This window comes from Modestobacter sp. URMC 112, from assembly GCF_053502575.1.
Genome location: NZ_CP199957.1, coordinates 3,641,890 through 3,662,506, shown reverse-complemented (window position 1 = coordinate 3,662,506; position 20,617 = coordinate 3,641,890). Strand labels below are relative to the sequence as shown.

Below are 20,617 nucleotides of genomic sequence, written 5' to 3'. Positions count from 1 at the left end.
GTCGACCGCGAGGACACCCCCGACACCGCGGGACGGCGCGGTCAGCGCGGGGCGGCGCCGTCAGCGCGGGGCGGCGCCCTCGGGGTCGTCGGGTCCGGAGCCCCGGTCGGCGTCGTCGGCCGGGGCGGCGTCCCCGACGGCGCGCAGCAGCCGCTCGACGTCCAGCCGGTCGACGGCGTGCGCGCCCGGGGCGGCCGGGTCCGCGGGGTCGACCGGCGCGGGGGCGGGCTCCGCTGGAGCCGGTCCGGCGGCCCGGGCCAGCTGGGCCGCGTCGCCCAGCGGGGTCAGGTCGGCAGGTGCGGACACCACGCCGAGGTCCCGGGCCGGCAGCGGCGCCGGGCGGCCGAAGGCGTAGCCCTGGGCCATGGCGCAGCCGTGCTCGAGCAGCCAGCGGGCCTGCTCGCCGTCCTCGATGCCCTCGGCGATGACCTGCAGGCCCATGCCGGCCCCGAGCTGCAGCAGGCCCTGGACGAGCGCCGCGGTGGCCGGCTCGTCGACCACGTCGGCGACGAAGGACCGGTCGATCTTGAGGGTGTGGATGGGCAGCCGGTGCAGCGCGCTGATCGCGGAGTAACCGGTGCCGAAGTCGTCGAGCGCCAGCGTCACGCCGCTCTCGGTGACCTCCGAGACCGACCGCAGGGTGGCCTCGGCGGCGAAGAGCGCGGTCGACTCGGTGATCTCCAGCTCCAGGCGGTGCGGCTCGAGGCCGGACCCGGCCAGCGCGTCGGAGACCAGCTCGCTGAAGCCGGGCTCGGCGAGGTGCCGCGCGGAGATGTTCACGTGCACCCGCAGGTCGCCGTCCCAGCCGGCGGCGTCCTTGCAGGCCCGGTGGAGCACCCACTCGCCGAGCCGGGAGGTGAGCCGGTTGTCCTCGGCCGCGGACAGGAAGGCGCCCGGGGGCAGCAGCCCACGGGTGGGGTGCTGCCAGCGGATGAGCGCCTCGTAGCCCAGCAGCCGCTCGTCGGAGAGCGCCACGATCGGCTGGTAGAACAGCCGCAGCTCGTCGGCCTCCACCGCCCGGCGCAGGTCGGTCTCCAGCTGCAGCTGGTCGATGTCGCCGTCGGTGAGCGCCCCGTCGTGGAACTCGATGCGGCCGCGGCCACCGCTGGCCTTGGCCCGGGCGAGCGCGCTGTGCGCCTGGCGGAGGAGGGCCTCGGGGGCCAGGTCACAGCCGAGCGTGACCCCGACGCCGGCCGAGAGCGTGACCTCGCGCCCGTGCACCACGAACGGCTCGTCCAGCACGCTGAGCAGCCGGTCGGCCAGGGCGCGCAGCGACTCGACGTCCTCGACCTCCTCGGCCAGCACGAGGAACTCGTCGGCGCCGAACCGCACGGCCATGTCCTCCACCCGGGTGCTCCAGCGCAGCCGGTCGGCGACCTGGCACAGCAGCTGGTCGCCGCCCTCGTGGCCCAGGGCGTCGTTGACCGCGGTGAAACGGTCGAGGTCGAGGTGCACCACGCCGACGGTGGTCCCGCGCCGGCGGCTGACGGCGAGCGCGTGCTGCAGGCGCTCGGTCAGCGCCCGGCGGTTGGGCAGCCCGGTCAGCGGGTCGGTGAAGGCGCGCAGCACCAGGTCGTCCTCGGCCTGGCGGCGGTCGGTGACGTCCAGCAGGGACAGCAGCACGAACTGCGGCTCGCCGGTCGTCCGGTACACGACCTCGCGGCTCTGGTGTACCCACAGCGTCTCGCCGTCGGCGCGCTGCAGGCGGCGTTCGCCGACGATCTCCAGCTGCGGGTCGAGCAGCGGGCGGCCCGGCGCGGGCTCCAGCGCCTGGTCCTCCAGCGGGACGTCGTCGGGGTGGCTGAGCAGGTCCAGGTGCCGGCCGACCAGGTCCTCGGCGGTGCGGCCGGTGAGCGCGCACAGCGCCGCGTTGACCACCAGCATCCGGCCGTCGGTGCCCATCACGGCCTTGCCGATGGGTGCGGACAGGAACAGGGCGCGGACCAGCTGACCCCGGTCGGCCAGCAGCATGTCGGCCGCGCGCAGCCGCTGCCCGGCGACCGCGCGGAGCGGCTCCGAGGCGCCCGGTGGGGTCGGGGGTGCGGAGAGCGTCACGGGGACAGGGTGACCCATCGCCGGTCGGCAGCACCGGAACCGCGGAGGCGAGGCGTGTTCGTGCCGTCACGGTGAGTTATAGACCGGTGTCCCGCCAGACCGGTGGGACAGAGTGGGACGGTGCGTTACGAGATCGTGACGATCCCGGGACGCGTCCGCACGTCGGAGGACGCGTCCCGGCGGACCGGTCAGTCCCCGACGGTGACGCCGGGGGAGAAGGCGACGTAGCCGGCGAAGTCCCGGCCGACCCGCTCCACCGCGGACGGCAGGAGCTCCGGGTAGCTCCAGGCGCCGTCCTTGCGGGTGCCCGCGGGGGTCACCACGTCGAAGTACTGGGCCGGGCCCTTCCACGGGCAGGTGTAGGCCGTCGGGCTCTCGGTGAGCGCGCCCTCGGTGACCGCCGCGGGCGGGAAGTACCAGTTGCCCTCGATCCGCACGAGGTCGCTCTCCGGTGCCTCGGCGATGACCGTGCCGTCGATGGTCGCGCGCATGGTGGGTGCTCCTCTCGTCGTCCGGACGTGTCGGGGAGCACAACCGCGCCGCCGGCCCGGATCGTCCCGGTGAGGGGGAATCCGCGGCCGCGCTCCGGCGCTGGGGAGGGCATGAGCGAGATCGGCGCCCACGTGCGGAAGCGGATCGGTTTCCTGTCCTTCGGGCACTGGCAACCGCTGGCCGGGTCCCAGGTCCGCACGGCGCGCGACGCGCTGCAGCAGACCGTCGAGCTGGCCGTGGCCGCCGAGGAGCTGGGGGTCGACGGCGCGTTCGTGCGCGTGCACCACTTCGCCCGGCAGCTGGCCGCGCCGTTCCCGCTGCTGGCCGCGATGGCCGCCCGGACCTCCCGGATCGAGCTGGGCACCGGCGTGATCGACATGCGCTACGAGAACCCGCTGTACATGGCGGAGGAGGCCGCGGCCACCGACCTGCTCGCCGACGGCCGGCTGCAGCTGGGCATCAGCCGCGGGTCACCGGAGACGGCGCTGCGCGGCGCGGAGAGCTTCGGGTACGTGCCGGCCGTGGGCAGCGACGACGGCGACATGGCGCGCCAGCACGCCGCGCTGTTCCTGTCCGCGATCAGCGGCGCCGCCGTCGCCCGGACCGACCCGCGGACCTCGGGCGGGGTCGGCGGCCGGCTGGCCGTGCAGCCGCAGGCGCCGGGGCTGCGCGACCGCATCTGGTGGGGCTCGGGCACCCGGGCGACGGCGGTGTGGACCGCCGAGCAGGGGATGAACCTGATGAGCTCCACGCTGCTCACCGAGGACACCGGCGTGCCCTTCGACGAGCTGCAGGCCGAGCAGATCGCCCGGTTCCGCGCCGCGTGGGCCGACGCCGGCTGGGAGCGTGAGCCGCGGGTGTCGGTCAGCCGCAGCGTGATGCCGGTGACCACCGACCTGGACCGGCAGTACTTCGGCAGCGAGACCGGCGAGGACCAGGTCGGCGTGCTCGACGGGGCGCGGTCGCGGTTCGGGAAGAGCTACGTCGGCGAGCCCGACCGGCTCGCCGAGGAGCTGGCCAAGGACGCCGCCGTCCGCGAGGCCGACACGCTGCTGCTCACCGTGCCCAACATGCTGGGCGTCGAGTACAACGCCCGGCTCCTGCAGACGATCGTCGCGCACGTGGCGCCGGCCATCGGCTGGGAGCGCGCCCGGCCGTGACGGCGTGACCCGGCGCATCCCGGGACGGTGCTCCTGGTCACCTCCGCGCGGTCGGGGGGCCACCCGCCGGTGCGCGGGCGCGCGCGGCGGCCAGAATGTCCCGGTGCACAGAGGCAGGAACGTAGATCCCGGAATCGCCCGCTCGTGGCTGCTGGTCAACGGCGCCCGCAGGGAGCTCTTCGACGAGGCGCACGACTCGCGCGCCGACCAGGTCATCCTCGACATCGAGGACGCGGTGGACCCGGCCCGCAAGCCCGCCGCCCGCGCCGACGTCGTGGAGTACCTGACGTCCGGCGACAAGCGCGCGTGGGTGCGGATCAACGACCGGTCCACCGAGTTCTGGACCGGCGACGTCGACGCCCTCGCCGGGCTGCCCGGCCTGGCCGGCGTGATGCTGGCCAAGACCGAGGCCGCCGAGCACGTCACCGAGACCTACGACCGGCTCGGCGGGTCCACGCCGGTGCTGGCCCTGGTCGAGTCGGCGCTGGGCATCGAGGAGGCCGTCCGGATCGCCTCGGCCCGCGGCGCCTTCCGGCTGGCCTTCGGCAGCGGCGACTACCGCCGGGACACCGGCACCAGCGCCGACGACCTGGCGATGGCCTACCCCCGCTCCCGGCTGGTCATCGCCAGCCGGGTCGGTGGGCTGCCCGGCCCGATCGACGGGCCGACGGTCAGCACCAGCCACCCGGTGCTGCGCGAGCAGTCGGCGCTCACCGTCTCCCTCGGCCTGACCGGCAAGCTCTGCCTCCAGATGGACCAGCTGCCGGTGATCAACGAGGTGATCAGCCCGGCTCCCTCCGACGTCGCGTGGGCCCGGGACTTCCTCGCCGACTTCGACGCCCGCGGCCAGGTCATCCGGGACGGCAGCGACCTGCCCCGGCTCGGCCGGGCCCGCAAGATCGAGAAGCTCGCCTCGGCCTTCGGCGTCGAGCCGGCCTGATCCCGCCACTCCTCCCGTCCCCGGCCCCGTCGACCACCGGTCGGCGGGGCCGGCTGCTCACTGGCCCATGGACACCTGGGACGCGCCGCTCTGCTGCGGTGGCCAGACCGGAGCGCTGACGTGCGGCAGGAGCAGGGCGTGCATCTCGGTGCCGGGGTCGGCGACGCAGCAGCGCTCGTGCTCCCCGTCGGTGACCGTGTAGTGGATCCGGCCCTCTTCGTAGGCGTACTGCCAGGCGGTGGTGATGGTGGCGACGGGGATCACGCGCTGTCCTCTCCGTTGAGGAACGGGAGCCGGAGCTCCCCGGTGGTGCCTGCACCGGAGCTACCCGGTGGGCCCTCGATCCTCACATCGCCTGCCCGGCTCGTGTGCGTCGCCTCACGTCGGGTGGACGACGCCCTGGACGTCACCTCCCGGACATCTGGGACGGCGATGCTCCCTGCCATGACGGCGAGCCTGTACGTGACCGGTACCCACGTGGCATCGGTGGCGCACGACCCGCTGCGCGACGGCCGGGACCTGGACCGGGCGGTGCAGCTGGCGCACGCGGTCGCCCGGCCCGTGGTCGACGGCCTGGCCGAGTCCGCGTGCGGGGTGCTCGTCACCACGATCGCCGACCTCGACTGGCAGGCGCTCTGGTCCGTCCCGCGCTGCCCGGAGTGCGCCCGGCTCGTCGGCTGAACCGGTTCGCTCAGCCGCCCTTGCGGCGGGCGAGCACCAGGCCGGCCACCTCGACCGCGCCCGCCTCGCGCAGCACCCGGGCCATCTCGCGCAGCGAGTAGCCCTCGGAGTAGATGTCGTCGAACACCAGGACGCGCCGTCCGGCCACCCGCTCGGGCTCGGGCACCGACAGGGCGGCCCGCAGCTCGCCCTCCGCGATCTCGCGCCGTTCCTGCGGACTGATCCCGAGGAACCGCCCGGTCGGCCGGGACTTCGCGATCAGGCCCGGCGCGAACGGCCACTCGGGGCCCTGGCGCGCGGCGGCCTCGACGATCAGCTGCAGGTAGTCCCACAGGCGGGGGGCCTGAGGTCCGATGTGGATGGCGCCGGTGGTGATGACGTCGAAGCGCCGCATCTCCTCGCCGTGGGCGCCGAGGAAGCCCACGAGGACCCGCCCGAGGACGTCGGCCCAGCCGCGTTGGTCCGCGTACTTGTAGTCCATGACCGCGTCCCACATCTCCTCCGTGCGCGGTGACACGGTGTGGATCCGGGAGAAGTACCGGTCCTCGAGGGTGCAGACGGCGTTGGGGCACCCGGCTCCGCCCTCGAGGGCCTGACCGCAGACGCCGCACGTGGCCGCGGCGGCCACCTCGACGCCGGTGGAGGAGCACGGGTAGCAGATCGCCGGCGAGCCCGTCGTCCAGTAGACGCAGGCGCGGCAGGCGTTGAAGCCGGCCGGTGGGGGGTGGAACTCCTGCAGGTCGATCGGCATGTCCGTCCCTCCGGGAGCCGTGGCTGGGCCGGAGCGGGACGCTACTGGAGCAGCCGTGCTCGGGCGCGGTGGAGCCTCAGGCCAGCGAGACACCGTCCAGGTACCGCCACCGGCCGTCCTCGCGGACGAACCGGCTGCGCTCGTGCTGGACGCCGGCGGACCCGCCGAGCAGGTGGTGCGCCCGGAACTCGACGGTCCCCTCGGCGGCCAGCAGCGTCCCTCCGCTGGTGGCCAGCACGTCCAGCCCGGTCCACCGGACGTCGGGGTCCAGGTCCAGCGTCCGGGGACGGGTCGAGGTGTGCCAGGTGGCCAGCAGGTACGCCGGGTCGCCGACGGCGAAGGCGCTGTACCGGGAGCGCATCAGCTGCTCGGCCGTCCCCGCGGTCGCCGTCCCGTCGTGCAGCGGGCCGCAACACTCGGCGTAGGTCCGGCCGGTGCCGCACGGGCAGCGTCGGGCCGCACCGGATCAGCCCGCTCCGCGAGGGGTGCCGGCGTCCTGCAGCCGCGGCAGGACGGCGGCGGTGAACAGGTCGACGGCGTCCTGCCGCCGGGCGCCCTCCCCGGACGGGGAGAAGACCAGCGTCTCCGCTCCGGCGTCGGCGTACTCCAGCGCCCGGGCCACCACCCGGTCGGGGTCGCCGTGCAGCAGGTAGCGGTCGGCGAGCGGGGTGAAGTCCTGGGAGTAGACGGCGCTCACCGTCTCGATCGCCTCCTCGCGCGCCCTGGCGGCGTCCTCGTGCACCGCGCCCCAGGAGAACACCGCGCCGCGCACCGCCGACGGGTCGCGCCCGGCCTGCTCGGCCGCCTCCCGCACCTCGCCCAGGCTGCGGGCCAGCTGCTCGGGCGTGTACATGTACGGCATCCAGACATCGGCGGACCGGCCGGCCCGGCGCACGGCCGCGGGACGACGCCCGCCCAGCCAGATCGGCGGCCCGCCCGGCTGCACCGGACCGGGGTCCAGCGCCAGGCCGGGCACGGTGCTGAACCGGCCGGCGAAGTCCACAGGCCCGCCGGCCCACAGGGCGCGCAGCAGCTCCAGCGCCTCGTCGGCCCGCGCACCGCGGTCGGCGACGTCCGTCCCGGCGGCCACGAACTCCGGCGGGTGCTCCCCGCCCACGCCCACCCCGAGGTCGAAGCGCCCGCCGGACACCTGGTCCAGCGTGGTGGCCAGCTTCGCCGCCAGGGCGGCCGGGTAGAGCGGCAGCACGGTCAGCGAGCTGAGCAGCCGGATGCGCGTGGTGGCCCCGGCCGCCGCGGCCAGCGTGACGAACCCGTTGGTGACCGGACCGTGGAAGAACAGGTGCTCGCCGGTGGCCACGCCGTCGTAGCCGGCGTCCTCCGCGGCCCGGGCCTCGGCCGCGGTGGCGGTCTGGTCGCTGCTGAGGGTGAGCACGACGCGCATGCGGGCCTCCGGCGGGGGTCGGGGGACGGGCCACCGGAGAACCTACGGGGTCCCGGCACCGGATGATGTACTACACGACACCTGACGGGAGGCGGTCGGCTGTAGCCCGGCGTCCGCCGCGGAGGAAACGGGGTGCCAGCCGTGCTGGACGGTCACCTGCTCGTCGACGCGCACGTGCACGTGCCCCGGCTGCCCACGCTGGCGCCCGCCTGGGTGGACTGGGCCCGGCAGTTCGGCCGGCCGGGGCTGCTCGAGGAGGTCTGGGACGCCGACGGGACGCCGGACCCCGCCGCACTGGACCGGCTCTTCGCCGACGAGGGCGTGGACGTCGCCCTGCTGTTCTGCGAGTACAGCCCGAAGGCGACCGGCTACCAGCACTTCGACGACCTGCTGCCGCTGGTGGAGCACAACCCCCGGCGGTTCCGGCCGGTGGCCAACGTCAACCCGCACCTGCACTTCCCGATCGCCCGGGAACTGGAGCGGCAACTGGACCTGGGGGCGGCGGCGCTGAAGCTGCACCCGGTGCACGGCGGGTTCCGCACCGACGACCCGGCGCTGTACCCGGCCTACGCGGTGCTGGTGGAGCGCGGGGTGCCGCTGGTCGTGCACTGCGGCACCAGCAGCTTCCCCGGGTCGACCAACGCCTACGCCGACCCGGTGCTGCTCGACGCCGTGCTGCGGGACTTCCCGGCGCTGCAGGTCGTGCTGGCCCACGGCGGCCGCGGCTGGTGGTACGACGCGGCGGCGTTCCTGGCGCTGTCCCGGGACAACGTGTGGATCGAGCTGTCCGGCCTGCCGCCCAAGCGGCTCCCGGACTACTACAGCCGCTTCGACCTGAGCCGGCTGGCGCGCAGGTGGATCTACGGCACGGACTGGCCCGGCGTCCCCGGCCAGGCCGCCAACGCCCGCGCCGTCGCGTCCCTGGGGCTCCCCGACGACGTCGTCCCCCTGGTGCTGGGCGGCAACGCGCTGCGGGTCTACGCCGGCCTGGACCCGGCCTGACCGCTCCCTGGGCGGAGGGTCAGCCCTCCTCGGCCACCAGCTCGGTGTCCACGCCGATCCGGCCCACCTTGGAGGCGCCGCCGGGGCTGCCCAGCGGAGCGTCCCGGCCGGGCAGCGGCTCGACGAAGAAGCGCCGGTTGTCGGCGATGTGCGGCTCGTTCTCCTCGCTCACCCGGCGGTCCTGGGAGATCGCCTCGACCGGGCAGACCGGCTCGCAGGCCCCGCAGTCGATGCACTCCTTGGGGTTGATGTAGAGCTTCCGGTCACCCTCGTAGATGCAGTCGACCGGGCACTCCTCGACGCAGGACATGTCGGTGGTGTCGATGCACTCGGCGCCGATGACGTAGGGCACGGGGTCTCCTCGGGTGCGGGCGGGCTCAGGCGGGGGTGGCCGCGCCGATGCCGGCGGGGTCGTCGCTGCTGTGCCCGGGGAACAGCGGCTGGTCGGGGTCGAGGTAGGTGGCGGCGTTGTTGACCGCGGTCGCCGCCTCGCCGAAACCTACCGAGATCAACCGCACCTTGCCCGGGTACTCGGTGATGTCCCCGGCGGAGTAGACACCCGACAGCGACGTGCGCATCGCGGTGTCCACCAGGATCTTCCGGTCCACGATGTCGATGCCCCAGGCCTCCAGCGGGCCGATGTCCGCGGTGAAGCCCAGGGCGGCGATCACCGCCTGCGCCGGGTGGGGGGTGACCGTGCCGTCCTTGTGCCGCACGTGCACGGTCTGCACCCGGTCGGTGCCCTCGATGGCGGTCACCTGCGCATCGGTGACGACGAGGGTCGGCCCGGCCTCCATGTCGGCGACGCTGGCGGCGTGCGCGCGGAAGTTCTTGCGGCGGTGCACGAGGGTGACCGAGGAGGCGATGTCGGCCAGCGCGAGGGCCCAGTCGACGGCGCTGTCCCCGCCGCCGACGATCACCACGTCCTGGTCGGCGTGCGCCGCCAGCTCCTTGACCACGTAGGTGAGTCCCCGGCCCTCCCAGTCCGACCCGCCGGGCAGCGGCCGCGGGGTGAAGGTGCCGATGCCGCCGGTGACGACGACGGCGCCGCAGTGGATGCGGGTGCCGCGGTCGGTGGTCACCAGCAGCCGGTCACCGGGCCGGGGACGCTTGCCGTCGTCGTTGGTGAGGGTCTCGGCGCGCTCGCCCAGCACGTACACCGGGGAGAAGCGGGCGGCCTGCTCCACCAGGCCGGCCACCAGGTCGCGGCCCTTGATCCCGGGGAAGCCGGCGACGTCGTAGACCATCTTCTCCGGGTACAGCGCCATGACCTGGCCGCCCGGCTCGGGGAGGCTGTCCACGATCGCCGTCCGCAGACCGCGGAAGCCGGCGTAGTAGGCGGCGTACAGCCCGGCCGGGCCGGCTCCGACGACCAGCAGGTCGACCTCCACCGGGGCTCCGGCGGCCGTGCTGCCGGTCGGGGCCAGGGTGTCGGTGGCGGTCATGCGGGTCCTCCGGGGACGGGCGTGGTGGGGGGATCGGTCGGGGTGAGGTCGGGCCGGGCGGCGCCGCCGAGCCGGTCGAGGGCCAGCTCGCGGACGCGGAAGCGCTGCAGCTTGCCGGTGGCGGTCGTCGGCAGCTCGTCGAACACCAGGACGTGCCGGGGTCGCTTGAACGCGGCCAGGCCCTCGCGGCAGAAGGCGACCAGGTCCTCGGCGGAGGTGCCGGACCCCGGCACCAGGACGACGCAGGCGACCGGCTTGTCCAGTCCGGTCTCGTCGGGCACCGACACGACGACGACCTGGTTGACGTCCTCGTGCGCGCGCAGCCGCTCCTCCACCTCGGTGGGGGACACCCAGATGCCGCCGGCCTTGATGATGTCGTCGGTGCGGCCCAGCGAGGTGTAGTAGCCGTCGGCGCTGCGCACGTAGGTGTCGCCGGTGCGCACCCACTCGCCCTGGAACACCTTGCGGGTGGTGTCGGTGCGGCACCAGTACCCGGTGGCCGCCGAGTCGCCCCGCACGTACAGGTTGCCCGGCGTCCCGTCGGGGACCGGCTGCCCGTCGTCGTCGACGATCTTGGCCTGGTAGCCGGCCACTATCTCGCCGGTCGAGCCGGCCCGGGTCCGCCCGGGACGGCCGGAGATGAAGATGTGCAGCATCTCGGTGGAGCCGATCCCGTCCAGCATCTCCACGCCGAAGGTGCTGGTGAACCGTTCGAACAGCGGCGCGGGGAAGGCCTCGCCGGCGGAGACGCAGGCCCGCACGCCGGAGAAGGCGTCCCGGGGCAGGCCCGCCGCCAGCAGCGCGGCGTAGTACGTGGGACCGCCGAAGAAGAGCGTGGGTCGCTGCTCCTGGAGCACCCGCAGGGTGCCGGCGGGGCTCGGCCGGGACCGGTCCAGGACGGTGCTGGCCCCCACCGAGAAGGGGAACGTCAGGGTGTTGCCCAGGCCGTACGCGAAGAAGAACTTGGCGACGGAGAAGGTGACGTCGTCCGGGCCGATCGCAAGCACGTCGCGGGCGTAGGTCTCCGCGGTGTCCCGCAGCGACCCGTGCCGGTGCATCGCCCCCTTCGGCATCCCGGTGGTGCCGGAGGTGTACAGCCAGAAGGCGGGGGAGTCGGCCACCGTCGGGTACGGCGTCGCGGCGCGGTCCAGCTCGCCGGCGCCGGCGGCCACGAAGGAGTCCCAGTCCCGCACCTGCGGCCCGATGACCTCCGGCAGCGCGTCGTCGGTCAGCACCACGACGTCGGCCAGGTCGGGCAGCCCGCCGACCGCTGGGGCCAGCGCGGCGAACTCCGAGCTGACGACCAGCATCCGCGCCCGGCTGTCCCGGGCGAGGACGGCGATGTCCTTGGGCTTGAGCATGGTGCTGACCGGCACCGGGACCGCCCCGATCCGCATGCCCGCCAGGAAGGCCACGACCAGCTCGGGGCTGTCGCCCAGGCACAGCAGCAGCCGTTCCTCGGGGCGGACACCGGCCGCGAGCAGCGCCGCGGCGAACCGCTGCACCTCGCCGGCCAGCTCGCCGTAGCTGACCGTGCGGACGCTGCCGTCCAGGTCGATCGCGGTGATCGCCCGCCGGTCAGGGCTGGCCGCGGCGTGCCGCCCGACCAGCCACTCGGCGGCGTTGAACAGCTCCGGCCCCGGCGGGAGATGAGCCGGGGGCTGCGCGGGCGGTGCGGTGTCGAGGATGGCCACGGTGCCGGTCCCTCTCGCTCGTGCGGAGTCGCCGGGTGACGGCACGCGTCACCCGGCGACACCCAACGGATTAGAAGCGGACGTAGTCGTACTCGACCGGCAGGGAGTTGATCCCCACCGAGGGCGCAGAGATCCAGCTGGCGAACTCACCGGCCTCGTAGTGCGGGACCATCAGCTCGGCCACCCGGGCCCGGTCCTCGGGGGTGGGCAGGTGGTCCTTCGAGATCCGCTCCCAGGTGGCGTCGTCCACGATCTCGCCGGTCGGCGTCACGTGGTGGCCGGCGAAGACGCCGACCTTCCGGTTGAAGCCCTGGTGGGGCAGGGTGAGCCGCTCCTCCAGCCCGGCGTCCTCCAGCTCCTGGTTCCAGCGCCGCACGCCGTTCTCACAGTCGGCGGCGTACTCGTTGCGCAGGTCCAGGTTCAGCGCGGTGAGCATCGGCACCGTGCGGGTGCTCATCCGGCCGTCCTCGATCATCGGCACGTCCATGGTCAGGTCGTGCAGCTGGTGGTCGTCCTTGCGCCGGGTCTCCATCCAGCGGCCCTTGAGCCCGGAGGTGTAGTAGGAGGCGACGTTGGACGACGTCTCGGAGCCGAAGAGGTCCATCGACACCGAGTACTGGAAGTTCAGGTACTTCTGGATCACCGACAGCGGGATGCCGCCGTACTGCCAGATGTCGTCGGTCCCGTGCTGCTTCATCAGCTCCGCGGTCCGCTGGACGGTGCGCTGCACGCCGGTGGTGCCGACGAACATGTGGTGCGCCTCCTCCTTCAGCATGAACTCGCAGGTGCGGGCCAGCGGGTCGAAGGCGCTCTCCTTCAGCGTGCCGAGCTGGTACTTGCCGTCCCGGTCGGTGAAGTAGGTGAACATGAAGAACTGCAGCCAGTCGGTGGTCTCCTCGTTGAAGGCGCCGAGGATCCGCGGGCTGTCGAAGTCGCCGGAGTTGCGCTTGAGCAGCTGCTCGGCCTCCTCGCGGCCGTCCTTCCCGAAGTAGGCCTGCAGCAGGTAGACCATCGCCCACAGGTGCCGGCCCTCCTCCACGTTGACCTGGAAGAGGTTGCGCATGTCGTACAGCGACGGCGCGGTCATCCCGAGGTGCCGCTGCTGCTCGACCGAGGCGGGCTCGGTGTCGCCCTGGACGGTGATCAGCCGGCGCAGGTCCGAGCGGTACTCACCGGGGACCGTCTGCCAGGCCGGCTCGCCCTTGTGCTGGCCGAAGTTGACCTTGCGGTCGGGGTCGCGCTCGGCGAGGAAGATGCCCCAGCGGTAGTCCTCCATCGGCACCCGGTCGAAGTGCGCCCAGCCGTCCCGGCCGACCGCGACGGCGGTGCGCAGGTAGACGTCGTGCGTGGGGATGGAGGGCCCGAGGTTCTTCCACCAGTCCAGGAACTTCGGCTGCCAGCTCTCCAGGGCCCGCTGCAGCTTGCGGTCGCTGGCCAGGTCGACGTTGTTGGGGATCTTCTCGCTGTAGTCGATCTTCGACAGCGGGCCGGTGGGCTTGGGGGCCTCACCGGTGACCGTGCCGGTCTGCGGCGTGCTCTCGGTCGTGGTCATGATCAGACCCGCTTCCTGTCGTAGTCAGCCCGCTGCCCGGTCCCGTACCGGCGCAGCGCTCCTTCGGGGCCAGCGGCGTTGGGCCGCTGGAAGATCCAGTTCTGCCAGGCGGTGAGCCGGCCGAACACCTTGGTCTCCGGGGTCTCCTTGCCGGCGAAGCGGAGGTTGGCCTCCATGCCGGTGAGCGCGTCGGGGGAGAAGCTGGCCCGCTCCTCCAGCAGCAGCCGGACCTCGTCCTCCCAGTCGATGTCGTCCGGCGTGCTGGTGACCAGGCCGAGCTCCAGGGCGTCGGCGGCGAGCAGGTCGCGCCCGGTGGCGGCCTCGGCGGCGGCGAGGTCCTCGGCACTGCCCAGGAAGCGGACCTGCAGCCGGGTCATGTCGTTGCCCATGGGCAGCAGCCCGGTGTTGAACTCGTCGAGCCGGATGACCGCCGGGGGCGCGGGCTCCTCGTCGTCCTCGAACTGGCCCTCGAGCATGAAGGAGCGGTCGGCGGCGAAGGCGATCTCGGCCAGCGCGCCGACGAAGCAGCTCCCCGGCTCGATCAGCGCGAACAGGCTGCGCGAGGTGGTGTCCAGCCGCTTGACGGTCCGCTTGTAGAAGGCGATGAGCTCGTTGACCAGCCAGTCGTCCCGGTGGGCCAGCAGGAACTTGTCCATCGCCGCGGCCGTGGCGACGTCGCCCTCGGTGCGCAGCAGCCAGGTGCCCAGCGTCAGCTCGTTGGTGCGCAGCCGCAGGATCGCGTCGTCCAGCTCGCGGGTGGCCGCCAGCAGCCAGCCCTGGTCGCCCTGCGCGTGCAGCTCCTCGACCGACGCCGGGACGGCGGTCGGCCCCAGCACGGTGATCGTCGCGGTGCCCGAGGCCCGGTCCAGCACGACCCGCACGTGCTCGTAGCGGATGGTGTCGCCGTCCACCTCGCGGCGCAGCGGGGTGAGCGGCACGCCCTGGGAGCCCGCACCGGGCCGGGACGACGTCGCGGCGGCCGCGGCCGCCCGGCGCTCGATCTCGGCGGGGAACTCGCTGGCCTTGGCGACGGCGTCGACCAGCCGCCACTGCACGGCGCGCTCGCCGCGGATGCCCTCGGCGGTGGTGGAGAAGACGTCGGCGAGGTCGCGGCGGACGCCGCGCTTGTCGACCACCCGGGTCAGACCGCCGGTGCCGGGCAGCACGCCGAGCAGCGGCACCTCGGGCAGCGAGACGGCGGAGGAGTTGTCGTCGACCAGCACGATCTGGTCGCAGGCCAGCGCGAGCTCGTAGCCGCCGCCGGCCGCGGTGCCGTTGACCGCGGCGATGAACGGCAGCCCCGAGGTGGCCGTGGCGTCCTCGATGCCGTTGCGGGTCTCGTTGGTGAACTTGCAGAAGTTCACCTTCCAGCTGTGCGGGGAGGCGGCCAGCATCTTGATGTTGGCCCCGGCGCAGAACATCCGGTCCTTGGCGCTGGTGACCACGACGGCCTTGACCTCGGGGTGCTCGAAGCGGAGCCGCTGCACCGCGTCGTGCAGCTCGATGTCCACGCCCAGGTCGTAGCTGTTCATCTTGAGCTCGTAGCCCGGCACGATGCCGCCGTCCTCGGCCACGTCCAGCCGCAGCGTGGCGATCTCGCCGTCGACGCTCAGCGTCCAGTGCTTGTAGGTCTCCGGCGAGGTGTCGAAGGAGACCTCGACCTGCCCGGCGGAGGGGGTCGGGGCCTCGGCCTCGGCGCCGGTGGTCTGTCGTTCGTCGACGGTGGTCACGTCGCCTCCAGGGGTCGCGGTCGCGGGAGCTCCCGCGGGGTGCTGTCCCCATCCTGACGTGCTACACCTGGATACGCAAGAGGTAGCAAAAGTGTAGATCCGCTCCCGGGTCGGGGCATCGGCGCGATGATGCGTCCACCGCAGACCGAGCGGGACGACGAGGAGGACGCATGAGCACCCCAGGGACAGCCACCGGCACCGGGACGCAGCGCCTGCAGTGGGTCCACGAGCCCGACCCGCGCTGGGACGCCGACCGGGACCGGGTCTTCGCCACCGTCCCCGAGGGCGTCTTCCGCGCGGTCGCGCGGCCACCGGGCGAGCGGCTCCCCGGTGACTGGTGGCGCGTCGTGGACGGCGACCGGGTCATCGGCTACGGCTGGCTGGACGACGTCTGGGGTGACGCGGAGATCCTGCTGGCCGTCGAGGAGAGCGCCCGCGGCACCGGCGCCGGCCGGTTCCTGCTCGACCGGCTGGAGGAGGAGGCGGCCGCCCGCGGCCTGAACTACGTGATGAACGTGGTCCACGACACGCACCCCGACCGGGCCGCGGTGACCGCCTGGTTCCTCGCCCACGGCTTCTCCGACTCCGAGGACGGACAGCTGCGCAAGCAGGTGGGCGACCGCAGCCGGGACATCGGTCAGCACCAGCCCGGGAGGCCCGGCACCGAGCACACCGGGGAGCCGCCGGCCGACCCGCGCCGGGCCCGCTACGAGGCCGAGCGGGACCGTGCCGTCGCCCGCCGGGGGGCCGCGGTGGAGGAGCGGACGGAGAGCGAGCCGATGGGCCCGGGGCACGAGGAGGCCGGCGGGTACGTCGACCCGGAGGAGCACCGCTACTGAGCTCCCGGCGCGGACGGGCTCTTGCGGCGTTCCCGCGGATCGTGCGGTGCTGCCCGACCGCGGAAGCGGCAGGAACACCGCAGGAGTGAGGCTCGGCGCTGCCCGGCCGGAACCTCAGGCGACCCCGAGCAGTGCGTGTGCGACCGAGCTGTCGCGGCGGAACTCCAGCGTGGGGGACCGGTGCACGATCCGGCCCTTGTCCATGACGGCGATCTCGTCGGCGACGGCGAACGCCAGGTGCAGGTCCTGCTCGACCACCACCAGCGTGACGCCCTCGGCCTTCATCCCGCCGATGGCCTCGCCGATCAGGTCGACGACGGCGGGGGCCAGCCCGTCGGAGGGCTCGTCCATCAGCACCAGCCGGGGGTTGGTCAGCAGTGCCCGGCCGATGGCCAGCATCTGCTGCTCACCGCCGGAGAGCTGGCCGGCCTCGTGGCCGCGGCGCTCGCCGAGGCGGGGCAGCAGCTCCTCGACCCGGCGGACGTCCCACGGTCCCTTGCCGCGGCCGCGGCGGGCGGCCAGGTCCAGGTGCTCGGTGACCGTCAGCGGCCCCCACACCCGGCGGCCCTGCGGCACCAGGGCCACGCCGGCCCGGGCGATCACGTCCGGGCGCTTGCCGGTCAGGTCGGTGCCGTCCAGCGTCACCCGGCCGGCCGAGGCGTGCACCAGGCCCATCAGGGTGTTGATCAGGGTCGACTTGCCGACGCCGTTGCGGCCGAGCAGACCGAGGACGCCGCCGTGCTCGAGGTCGAGGTCGACCCCCTGCAGGACCGTGCTGCGCTTGTAGCCGGACTCCAGGCCGCGTACCTCGAGCACTCAGCCCACCTCCCCGTGTGCGGGACCGGCGGAGTCGAGGAACAGCGACTCCCGTCCGGTGCCCAGATAGGCCTGCTGGACCGCGGAGCTGGCCCGCACCTCGTCCGGCGTCCCGGTGAGCAGCAGGGCGCCCAGGTGCAGCACGGTCACCGACGAGGCGAGCGCGAAGACCACGTCCAGGTCGTGCTCGACGATCACCAGGGTCACCGACTCGGGCAGGCTCCGCAGCAGTCCCACCAGCCGGGTGCTCTCCGCGGGGGACATGCCGGCCGCCGGCTCGTCCAGCAGCAGCAGCTGCGGCTCGCAGGCCAGGGCCACCGCGACCTCGACCTGGCGCCGCTCGCCGTGCGAGAGCGCCGAGACGAGCACGTCGGCGCGGTGCGCGAGGCCCACGTCGGAGAGCAGCTCGCGGGCCCGGTCCCGTGCGGCGGTCTGCCGGCGGGGGAGCAGCGAGTGCCGGCTGCCGTGCCTGCGCTGCGCGGCCATCAGCACGTTCCGCTCGACCGTCTGGGTGAGGAACAGGCTGGAGTGCTGCAGGGTCTGGCTGATCCCCCGCCGCGCCCGCTGCGGTTCGGACAGCCCGGTGATGTCCGAGCCCTGGAAGGAGATCTGGCCGGAGGTCACCGGCATGGCCCCGGTGACCAGCTTGAACAGGGTGCTCTTGCCGGCTCCGTTGGGGCCGATGAGCGCGTGCCGGGCGCCGGCGGGGACGTCGAGGGAGACGTCGTCCACGGCCTTGAGGGCGCCGAAGTGCCGGCTCACCCCGGACAGCGAGAGCAGCGGCGTGGTCATGTGGTGCCTGCTCCCGGGCGGCTGCGACGGCGGATGCCGGCCAGGCCGGCGAACCCGCGGGGCAGCACGTAGACGGCGACGACGAAGACGATGCCCAGCACCAGCGGGCCGTGGCCGGAGAGGCTGGGGCCGAGGGCGTCGCGGACCAGCACCACGATCGCCGCGCCCAGCACCGGACCCCACAGCGAGCCGGCTCCCCCGAGGATGACCGCGAGCAGGGCCAGCGCGCCGAGGGCGAACCCGGCGTCGGCCGGCGTGACCAGCCGCGTCTGCGCGGCGAGCAGGCCACCGGCCAGCCCGGCGAAGCCACCGGCGAGCACGAAGACCGCGTACTTGTAGCGGAAGGGGGTGTAGCCCAGCGACCGCATGCGGTCCTCGTTGTCGCGGATGCCGCGCAGCGCCAGGCCGAACGGCGACCGGGAGACCAGCCACATCGCGCCGAAGCCGACCAGGAAGACGGCCAGCACGTACCAGTAGACGAGGCCCTGCAGGACCAGCGGCTCGCCGCCGACCCGCACGGCGGGGATGCCGAACAGGCCGTTGGAACCGCCGGTCACCGAGTCCCACCGCTGGGCGACCTGGTGCACGATCTCGGCGATCGCCAGGGTCAGCATGAGGAAGAAGACCCCGCTGTTGCGGACCGCCACCCAGCCGGTGAGCGCGGCGGCCACGGCCCCGGCGAGCGCTCCGGCCAGCACGGGGAGCGGCGCCGTACTGGTCCAGTGGATGGACACCAGGCCGGCGGTGTACGCGCCGACGCCGAAGTAGGCGGCGTGGCCCAGGGAGGGCAGCCCGGTGATCCCGACGAGCAGGTCGAGGCTCACGGCGAACAGCGCGAAGACCAGGATCCGGCCGATGATCGTCGTCCCGAACGGGTCGACGAACAGCGGCACCAGGGCCAGCAGGACCAGCACCACCGCCGCCGGGACCGCCGCCAGCCGTCGGCCTGGCCGCGGCGGCGGTGCCGGGTCCGCGGCGACGCCGCCGGAGGCGGGTGGGCCCGCATCCGTCGACGGGTGCGCGGGAGCGCTCACGAGGCCACCTTCCTGGGGCCGAACAGACCCTGCGGGCGCAGGACGAGCACCAGCGCCAGCGTGCCGAACAGGATGAAGGAGGCCAGCTCCGGCAGCACGGCCCGGCCGAGCGAGTCCACCTGGCCGATGACCATCGCCCCGATGAAGGCGCCGGTCACCGAGCCGAGGCCGCCGATGACGACCACGACGAGCGCGAGGATGAGGATGGTCTCGTCCAGCCCCGGCCGGACGCCGTAGACCGGCCCACCGAGCACCCCGGCCACCGTCGCCAGCATCGAGCCGATGCCCAGCACCGCGACCTTGACCTTGCGGTTGTCGATGCCCATCGCGGAGACCATCTCGCGGTCGGCGACGCTGGCCCGCACCAGCGCGCCGACCGACGTCTTCTCCACCACCAGCCAGGTGGCGGCGGCCAGCACCAGCCCGATGCCGATGAGCACCAGCCGGTAGGTCGGGTAGGTGTTGCCGGCGACCGACACGCTGCCGTCCAGGCCGGGCGGCGCGCCGATCCGGTACACGTCGTTGCCGTAGACGATGGAGAGGACCTCGGCGACCACCAGCGACACGCCCAGGGTCAGCAGCGCCTGGTCCAGGATGGGCCGGCGCGCCAGGGGCTCGGTCATCAGCGACAGGGTGCCGCCGGCCAGCAGCCCGACCACGGCGGCGATGCCCAGCGCGCCCAGGAAGGCCCCCCAGGTGGAGCGGTCGCCGAGCAGGCTGAACGCCACGTAGGCGCCGACCAGGTACAGCGCGCCGTGGGCGAGGTTCAGCACGTCCATCATCCCGAAGACGATGGACAGGCCCACGGCCAGGATGAACAGCAGCGAGCCGATGGCGAAGCCGTTGAGGATGCTGACCAGGTTCGCGTCGAACCAGCCGGCCATGGCGCGGACCTTTCGCTACGCCGTCCGGGGCCGGGCGCGGCCCGGCCCCGGACGGGGGTGGAGCGGTCCCCGGTCCCGGGGACCGCGGTCAGACCTGCCCGTAGACGCCGAGCTCCTGGACGACGGTGTTGATCAGCGTGCCGCCCTCGTCGGCCACCTCGCGCAGGTAGATGGTCTGGCGGGGGCTCTGGTCCTCGAACGTCCAGGGCCCGCGGGGGCTGTCGTCGATCTCGCCCAGCCCCTCCAGGGCGCCGGAGACGGCGTCCCCGCTCAGGTCGGCCGCCTCGGCCAGCGCCCGGTTCAGCACGTTGGCCACGTCGAACATCGACATCGCGAAGACCGTGGGGAGGACGTCGTGGGCCTCCTGGTAGGCCTGCACGAAGGCGGTGTTCGCCTCGTTGTCGATCTCGGTGGAGTACTGCAGCGTCGTCCGGACGCCGATCGCCGCCGGGCCCTGGCCCTTGAGCACGCTGCCCTCGGTGAGGAAGCCCGAGCCGTAGAGCGGGATGGTGTCCTTGAGGCCGAAGTTCTGGTACTGGGTCACGAAGGTGACCGCCTCGCCGCCGGAGTAGAAGCAGAACACCGCCTGGGCACCGGAGGCCTGGACGCCGGAGAGGAACGGCTGGAAGTCCTGCGTGGTCCCGAACGGGGTGAGCGCCTGGCCGGCGATCGTCCCGCCGGCACCCTCGTAGGCGGCGGTGAAGGAGGCGACCGTCTCCTGCCCGGCCGCGTAGTCCGGCGCCAGGACGTAGACCGGGCCGATGCCCTCGGCGGCCAGGTACTCGCCCATCGCGGCGGGGTTCTGCGCATTGGTGAACGACGCCCGCCACACGTAGGGGGTGCGGGCCTCGCCGGTGATGGCCACCGCGCCGGCGTTGCCGATCAGCAGCACCTTCTGCGCCTCGGTGAACTGGTCGGCCACCCCCAGCGCGGTGGCGGAGTTGACGATGCCCACGACGACGTCGACGTTCTCGTTCTGCAGCAGGCCCTGGATGGCGGGCACGCCGGTGTCGGGCCCCTCGCCCTCGTCGGCGACGATCGTCTCGACGGTGTAGTCGCCGAACTTGTTGTCGTTCTGGTCCAGCCAGAGCTGCCAGCCGTTCTGCATGTCCACCCCGAGCGGGGTGTAGACGCCGGCCTGGGGGATGACCAGCCCGACCCGGACGGTGCCGCCACCCTCGCCGCCACCCCCGCCGCCGCCGCCCGAGCCGCTGTTGCCGCCGAGGCTGCCGCCGCCACAGGCGGTCAGCACCAGCCCGCCGACCCCGACGCCGACGGCGCTGAGGAAGGACCGGCGGGACAGATCAGGGTGGTCCATGAGGGTCTCCGTCAGCTCCGGACGTGCTAC

The 20,617-nt window shown here is 73.6% G+C and carries 21 protein-coding genes and 1 pseudogene; 5 read left to right on the top strand and 17 right to left on the bottom strand.

What is annotated here, in order from left to right; genetic code table 11:
- Window positions 1–60 precede the first annotated feature (60 nt).
- Both ACWIX6_RS17315 and ACWIX6_RS17310 read right to left on the bottom strand, forming a co-directional pair.
- Window positions 61–2,055, bottom strand: coding sequence for a putative bifunctional diguanylate cyclase/phosphodiesterase (locus tag ACWIX6_RS17315; protein WP_448613672.1), 1,995 nt, complete (start codon window positions 2,053–2,055; stop codon window positions 61–63).
- A gap of 188 nt (window positions 2,056–2,243) precedes the next feature.
- Window positions 2,244–2,546 (bottom strand): DUF427 domain-containing protein, encoded by a 303-nt coding sequence (locus tag ACWIX6_RS17310; RefSeq protein ID WP_448613671.1) that lies wholly within the window; start codon window positions 2,544–2,546, stop codon window positions 2,244–2,246.
- 111 nt (window positions 2,547–2,657) lie between these two features.
- Here ACWIX6_RS17310 and ACWIX6_RS17305 point away from each other — a divergent pair, with 111 nt between their 5' ends.
- On the top strand, window positions 2,658–3,707 hold the full coding sequence (locus ACWIX6_RS17305) for an LLM class flavin-dependent oxidoreductase (protein WP_448613670.1): 1,050 nt from the start codon (window positions 2,658–2,660) through the stop codon (window positions 3,705–3,707).
- 103 nt (window positions 3,708–3,810) lie between these two features.
- Window positions 3,811–4,647 carry an HpcH/HpaI aldolase/citrate lyase family protein gene (locus tag ACWIX6_RS17300; protein ID WP_448613669.1) on the top strand — a complete coding sequence of 279 codons (837 nt, stop codon included), beginning with the start codon at window positions 3,811–3,813 and terminating at the stop codon, window positions 4,645–4,647.
- Between the two features lie 57 nt (window positions 4,648–4,704).
- On the opposite strand, the gene ACWIX6_RS17295 is transcribed toward ACWIX6_RS17300, so the two are convergent.
- A complete protein-coding gene (locus ACWIX6_RS17295; RefSeq protein ID WP_448613668.1) occupies window positions 4,705–4,911 on the bottom strand; it encodes a hypothetical protein in 207 nt (68 codons plus the stop codon).
- Window positions 4,912–5,091: 180 nt separating this feature from the next.
- Between ACWIX6_RS17295 and ACWIX6_RS17290 the strand changes: the two genes are divergently transcribed.
- Window positions 5,092–5,328, top strand: a complete 237-nt coding sequence (locus ACWIX6_RS17290; RefSeq protein WP_448613667.1) for a hypothetical protein — start codon at window positions 5,092–5,094, stop codon at window positions 5,326–5,328.
- 10 nt (window positions 5,329–5,338) lie between these two features.
- On the opposite strand, the gene ACWIX6_RS17285 is transcribed toward ACWIX6_RS17290, so the two are convergent.
- From ACWIX6_RS17285 to ACWIX6_RS17270, 4 genes and pseudogenes are all read right to left on the bottom strand, one after another.
- A complete protein-coding gene (locus tag ACWIX6_RS17285; protein WP_448613666.1) occupies window positions 5,339–6,079 on the bottom strand; it encodes a ComF family protein in 741 nt (246 codons plus the stop codon).
- A gap of 76 nt (window positions 6,080–6,155) precedes the next feature.
- On the bottom strand, window positions 6,156–6,443 hold the full coding sequence (locus tag ACWIX6_RS17280; RefSeq protein ID WP_448617006.1) for a YchJ family protein: 288 nt from the start codon (window positions 6,441–6,443) through the stop codon (window positions 6,156–6,158).
- Window positions 6,444–6,482: 39 nt separating this feature from the next.
- A pseudogene (locus ACWIX6_RS17275) lies at window positions 6,483–6,527 on the bottom strand (SEC-C metal-binding domain-containing protein); the annotation flags it as partial.
- A gap of 18 nt (window positions 6,528–6,545) precedes the next feature.
- Window positions 6,546–7,481: an LLM class flavin-dependent oxidoreductase gene (locus ACWIX6_RS17270; RefSeq protein WP_448613665.1), complete on the bottom strand. Its 936-nt coding sequence runs from the start codon at window positions 7,479–7,481 to the stop codon at window positions 6,546–6,548.
- A gap of 132 nt (window positions 7,482–7,613) precedes the next feature.
- Here ACWIX6_RS17270 and ACWIX6_RS17265 point away from each other — a divergent pair, with 132 nt between their 5' ends.
- The gene (locus ACWIX6_RS17265) at window positions 7,614–8,483 is read left to right on the top strand and encodes an amidohydrolase family protein (protein WP_448613664.1); all 870 of its coding nucleotides are present in this window, start codon (window positions 7,614–7,616) and stop codon (window positions 8,481–8,483) included.
- Window positions 8,484–8,502: 19 nt separating this feature from the next.
- Here the strand turns inward: ACWIX6_RS17265 and fdxA are convergent, their stop codons facing one another.
- The 5 genes from fdxA to boxC all read right to left on the bottom strand — a co-directional run bounded on the left by fdxA (window position 8,503) and on the right by boxC (window position 14,904).
- Window positions 8,503–8,835: a ferredoxin gene (gene fdxA, locus ACWIX6_RS17260; RefSeq protein ID WP_448613663.1), complete on the bottom strand. Its 333-nt coding sequence runs from the start codon at window positions 8,833–8,835 to the stop codon at window positions 8,503–8,505.
- Between the two features lie 25 nt (window positions 8,836–8,860).
- A complete protein-coding gene (locus ACWIX6_RS17255) occupies window positions 8,861–9,928 on the bottom strand; it encodes an NAD(P)/FAD-dependent oxidoreductase (RefSeq protein ID WP_448613662.1) in 1,068 nt (355 codons plus the stop codon).
- Window positions 9,925–11,622 carry a benzoate-CoA ligase family protein gene (locus ACWIX6_RS17250; RefSeq protein ID WP_448613661.1) on the bottom strand — a complete coding sequence of 566 codons (1,698 nt, stop codon included), beginning with the start codon at window positions 11,620–11,622 and terminating at the stop codon, window positions 9,925–9,927. Before ACWIX6_RS17250 ends, ACWIX6_RS17255 begins: the two co-directional genes overlap by 4 nt.
- A gap of 70 nt (window positions 11,623–11,692) precedes the next feature.
- On the bottom strand, window positions 11,693–13,174 hold the full coding sequence (boxB, locus tag ACWIX6_RS17245) for a benzoyl-CoA 2,3-epoxidase subunit BoxB (RefSeq protein WP_448613660.1): 1,482 nt from the start codon (window positions 13,172–13,174) through the stop codon (window positions 11,693–11,695).
- A gap of 2 nt (window positions 13,175–13,176) precedes the next feature.
- Window positions 13,177–14,904 carry a 2,3-epoxybenzoyl-CoA dihydrolase gene (boxC, locus tag ACWIX6_RS17240; RefSeq protein WP_448613659.1) on the bottom strand — a complete coding sequence of 576 codons (1,728 nt, stop codon included), beginning with the start codon at window positions 14,902–14,904 and terminating at the stop codon, window positions 13,177–13,179.
- 170 nt (window positions 14,905–15,074) lie between these two features.
- On the opposite strand from boxC, the gene ACWIX6_RS17235 reads away from it, so the two are divergent.
- A complete protein-coding gene (locus ACWIX6_RS17235; RefSeq protein WP_448613658.1) occupies window positions 15,075–15,743 on the top strand; it encodes a GNAT family N-acetyltransferase in 669 nt (222 codons plus the stop codon).
- Window positions 15,744–15,857: 114 nt separating this feature from the next.
- On the opposite strand, the gene ACWIX6_RS17230 is transcribed toward ACWIX6_RS17235, so the two are convergent.
- The 5 genes from ACWIX6_RS17230 to ACWIX6_RS17210 all read right to left on the bottom strand — a co-directional run bounded on the left by ACWIX6_RS17230 (window position 15,858) and on the right by ACWIX6_RS17210 (window position 20,587).
- On the bottom strand, window positions 15,858–16,559 hold the full coding sequence (locus ACWIX6_RS17230; RefSeq protein ID WP_448613657.1) for an ABC transporter ATP-binding protein: 702 nt from the start codon (window positions 16,557–16,559) through the stop codon (window positions 15,858–15,860).
- Complete coding sequence (locus ACWIX6_RS17225; RefSeq protein ID WP_448613656.1) at window positions 16,560–17,351, bottom strand: ABC transporter ATP-binding protein; 792 nt, start codon at window positions 17,349–17,351, stop codon at window positions 16,560–16,562.
- Entirely contained in the window at window positions 17,348–18,385 is a 1,038-nt protein-coding gene (locus ACWIX6_RS17220) for a branched-chain amino acid ABC transporter permease (RefSeq protein WP_448613655.1), read from the bottom strand. The genes ACWIX6_RS17225 and ACWIX6_RS17220 overlap by 4 nt, the downstream gene beginning before the upstream one ends.
- Window positions 18,382–19,269 (bottom strand): branched-chain amino acid ABC transporter permease, encoded by an 888-nt coding sequence (locus ACWIX6_RS17215; protein WP_448613654.1) that lies wholly within the window; start codon window positions 19,267–19,269, stop codon window positions 18,382–18,384. Before ACWIX6_RS17215 ends, ACWIX6_RS17220 begins: the two co-directional genes overlap by 4 nt.
- An 88-nt stretch (window positions 19,270–19,357) precedes the next feature.
- Window positions 19,358–20,587 (bottom strand): ABC transporter substrate-binding protein, encoded by a 1,230-nt coding sequence (locus tag ACWIX6_RS17210; protein WP_448613653.1) that lies wholly within the window; start codon window positions 20,585–20,587, stop codon window positions 19,358–19,360.
- Window positions 20,588–20,617: the final 30 nt, after the last annotated feature.

Coding starts and splice junctions, on each gene's coding strand:
- ACWIX6_RS17310 (WP_448613671.1), bottom strand. CDS start 2,546: ATGCGCGCGACCATCGACGGCACGGTCATCGCCGAGGCACCGGAGAGC.
- ACWIX6_RS17305 (WP_448613670.1), top strand. CDS start 2,658: ATGAGCGAGATCGGCGCCCACGTGCGGAAGCGGATCGGTTTCCTGTCC.
- ACWIX6_RS17290 (WP_448613667.1), top strand. CDS start 5,092: ATGACGGCGAGCCTGTACGTGACCGGTACCCACGTGGCATCGGTGGCG.
- ACWIX6_RS17285 (WP_448613666.1), bottom strand. CDS start 6,079: ATGCCGATCGACCTGCAGGAGTTCCACCCCCCACCGGCCGGCTTCAAC.
- ACWIX6_RS17270 (WP_448613665.1), bottom strand. CDS start 7,481: ATGCGCGTCGTGCTCACCCTCAGCAGCGACCAGACCGCCACCGCGGCC.
- ACWIX6_RS17255 (WP_448613662.1), bottom strand. CDS start 9,928: ATGACCGCCACCGACACCCTGGCCCCGACCGGCAGCACGGCCGCCGGA.
- boxB (WP_448613660.1), bottom strand. CDS start 13,174: ATGACCACGACCGAGAGCACGCCGCAGACCGGCACGGTCACCGGTGAG.
- ACWIX6_RS17235 (WP_448613658.1), top strand. CDS start 15,075: ATGAGCACCCCAGGGACAGCCACCGGCACCGGGACGCAGCGCCTGCAG.
- ACWIX6_RS17225 (WP_448613656.1), bottom strand. CDS start 17,351: ATGACCACGCCGCTGCTCTCGCTGTCCGGGGTGAGCCGGCACTTCGGC.
- ACWIX6_RS17215 (WP_448613654.1), bottom strand. CDS start 19,269: ATGGCCGGCTGGTTCGACGCGAACCTGGTCAGCATCCTCAACGGCTTC.
- ACWIX6_RS17210 (WP_448613653.1), bottom strand. CDS start 20,587: ATGGACCACCCTGATCTGTCCCGCCGGTCCTTCCTCAGCGCCGTCGGC.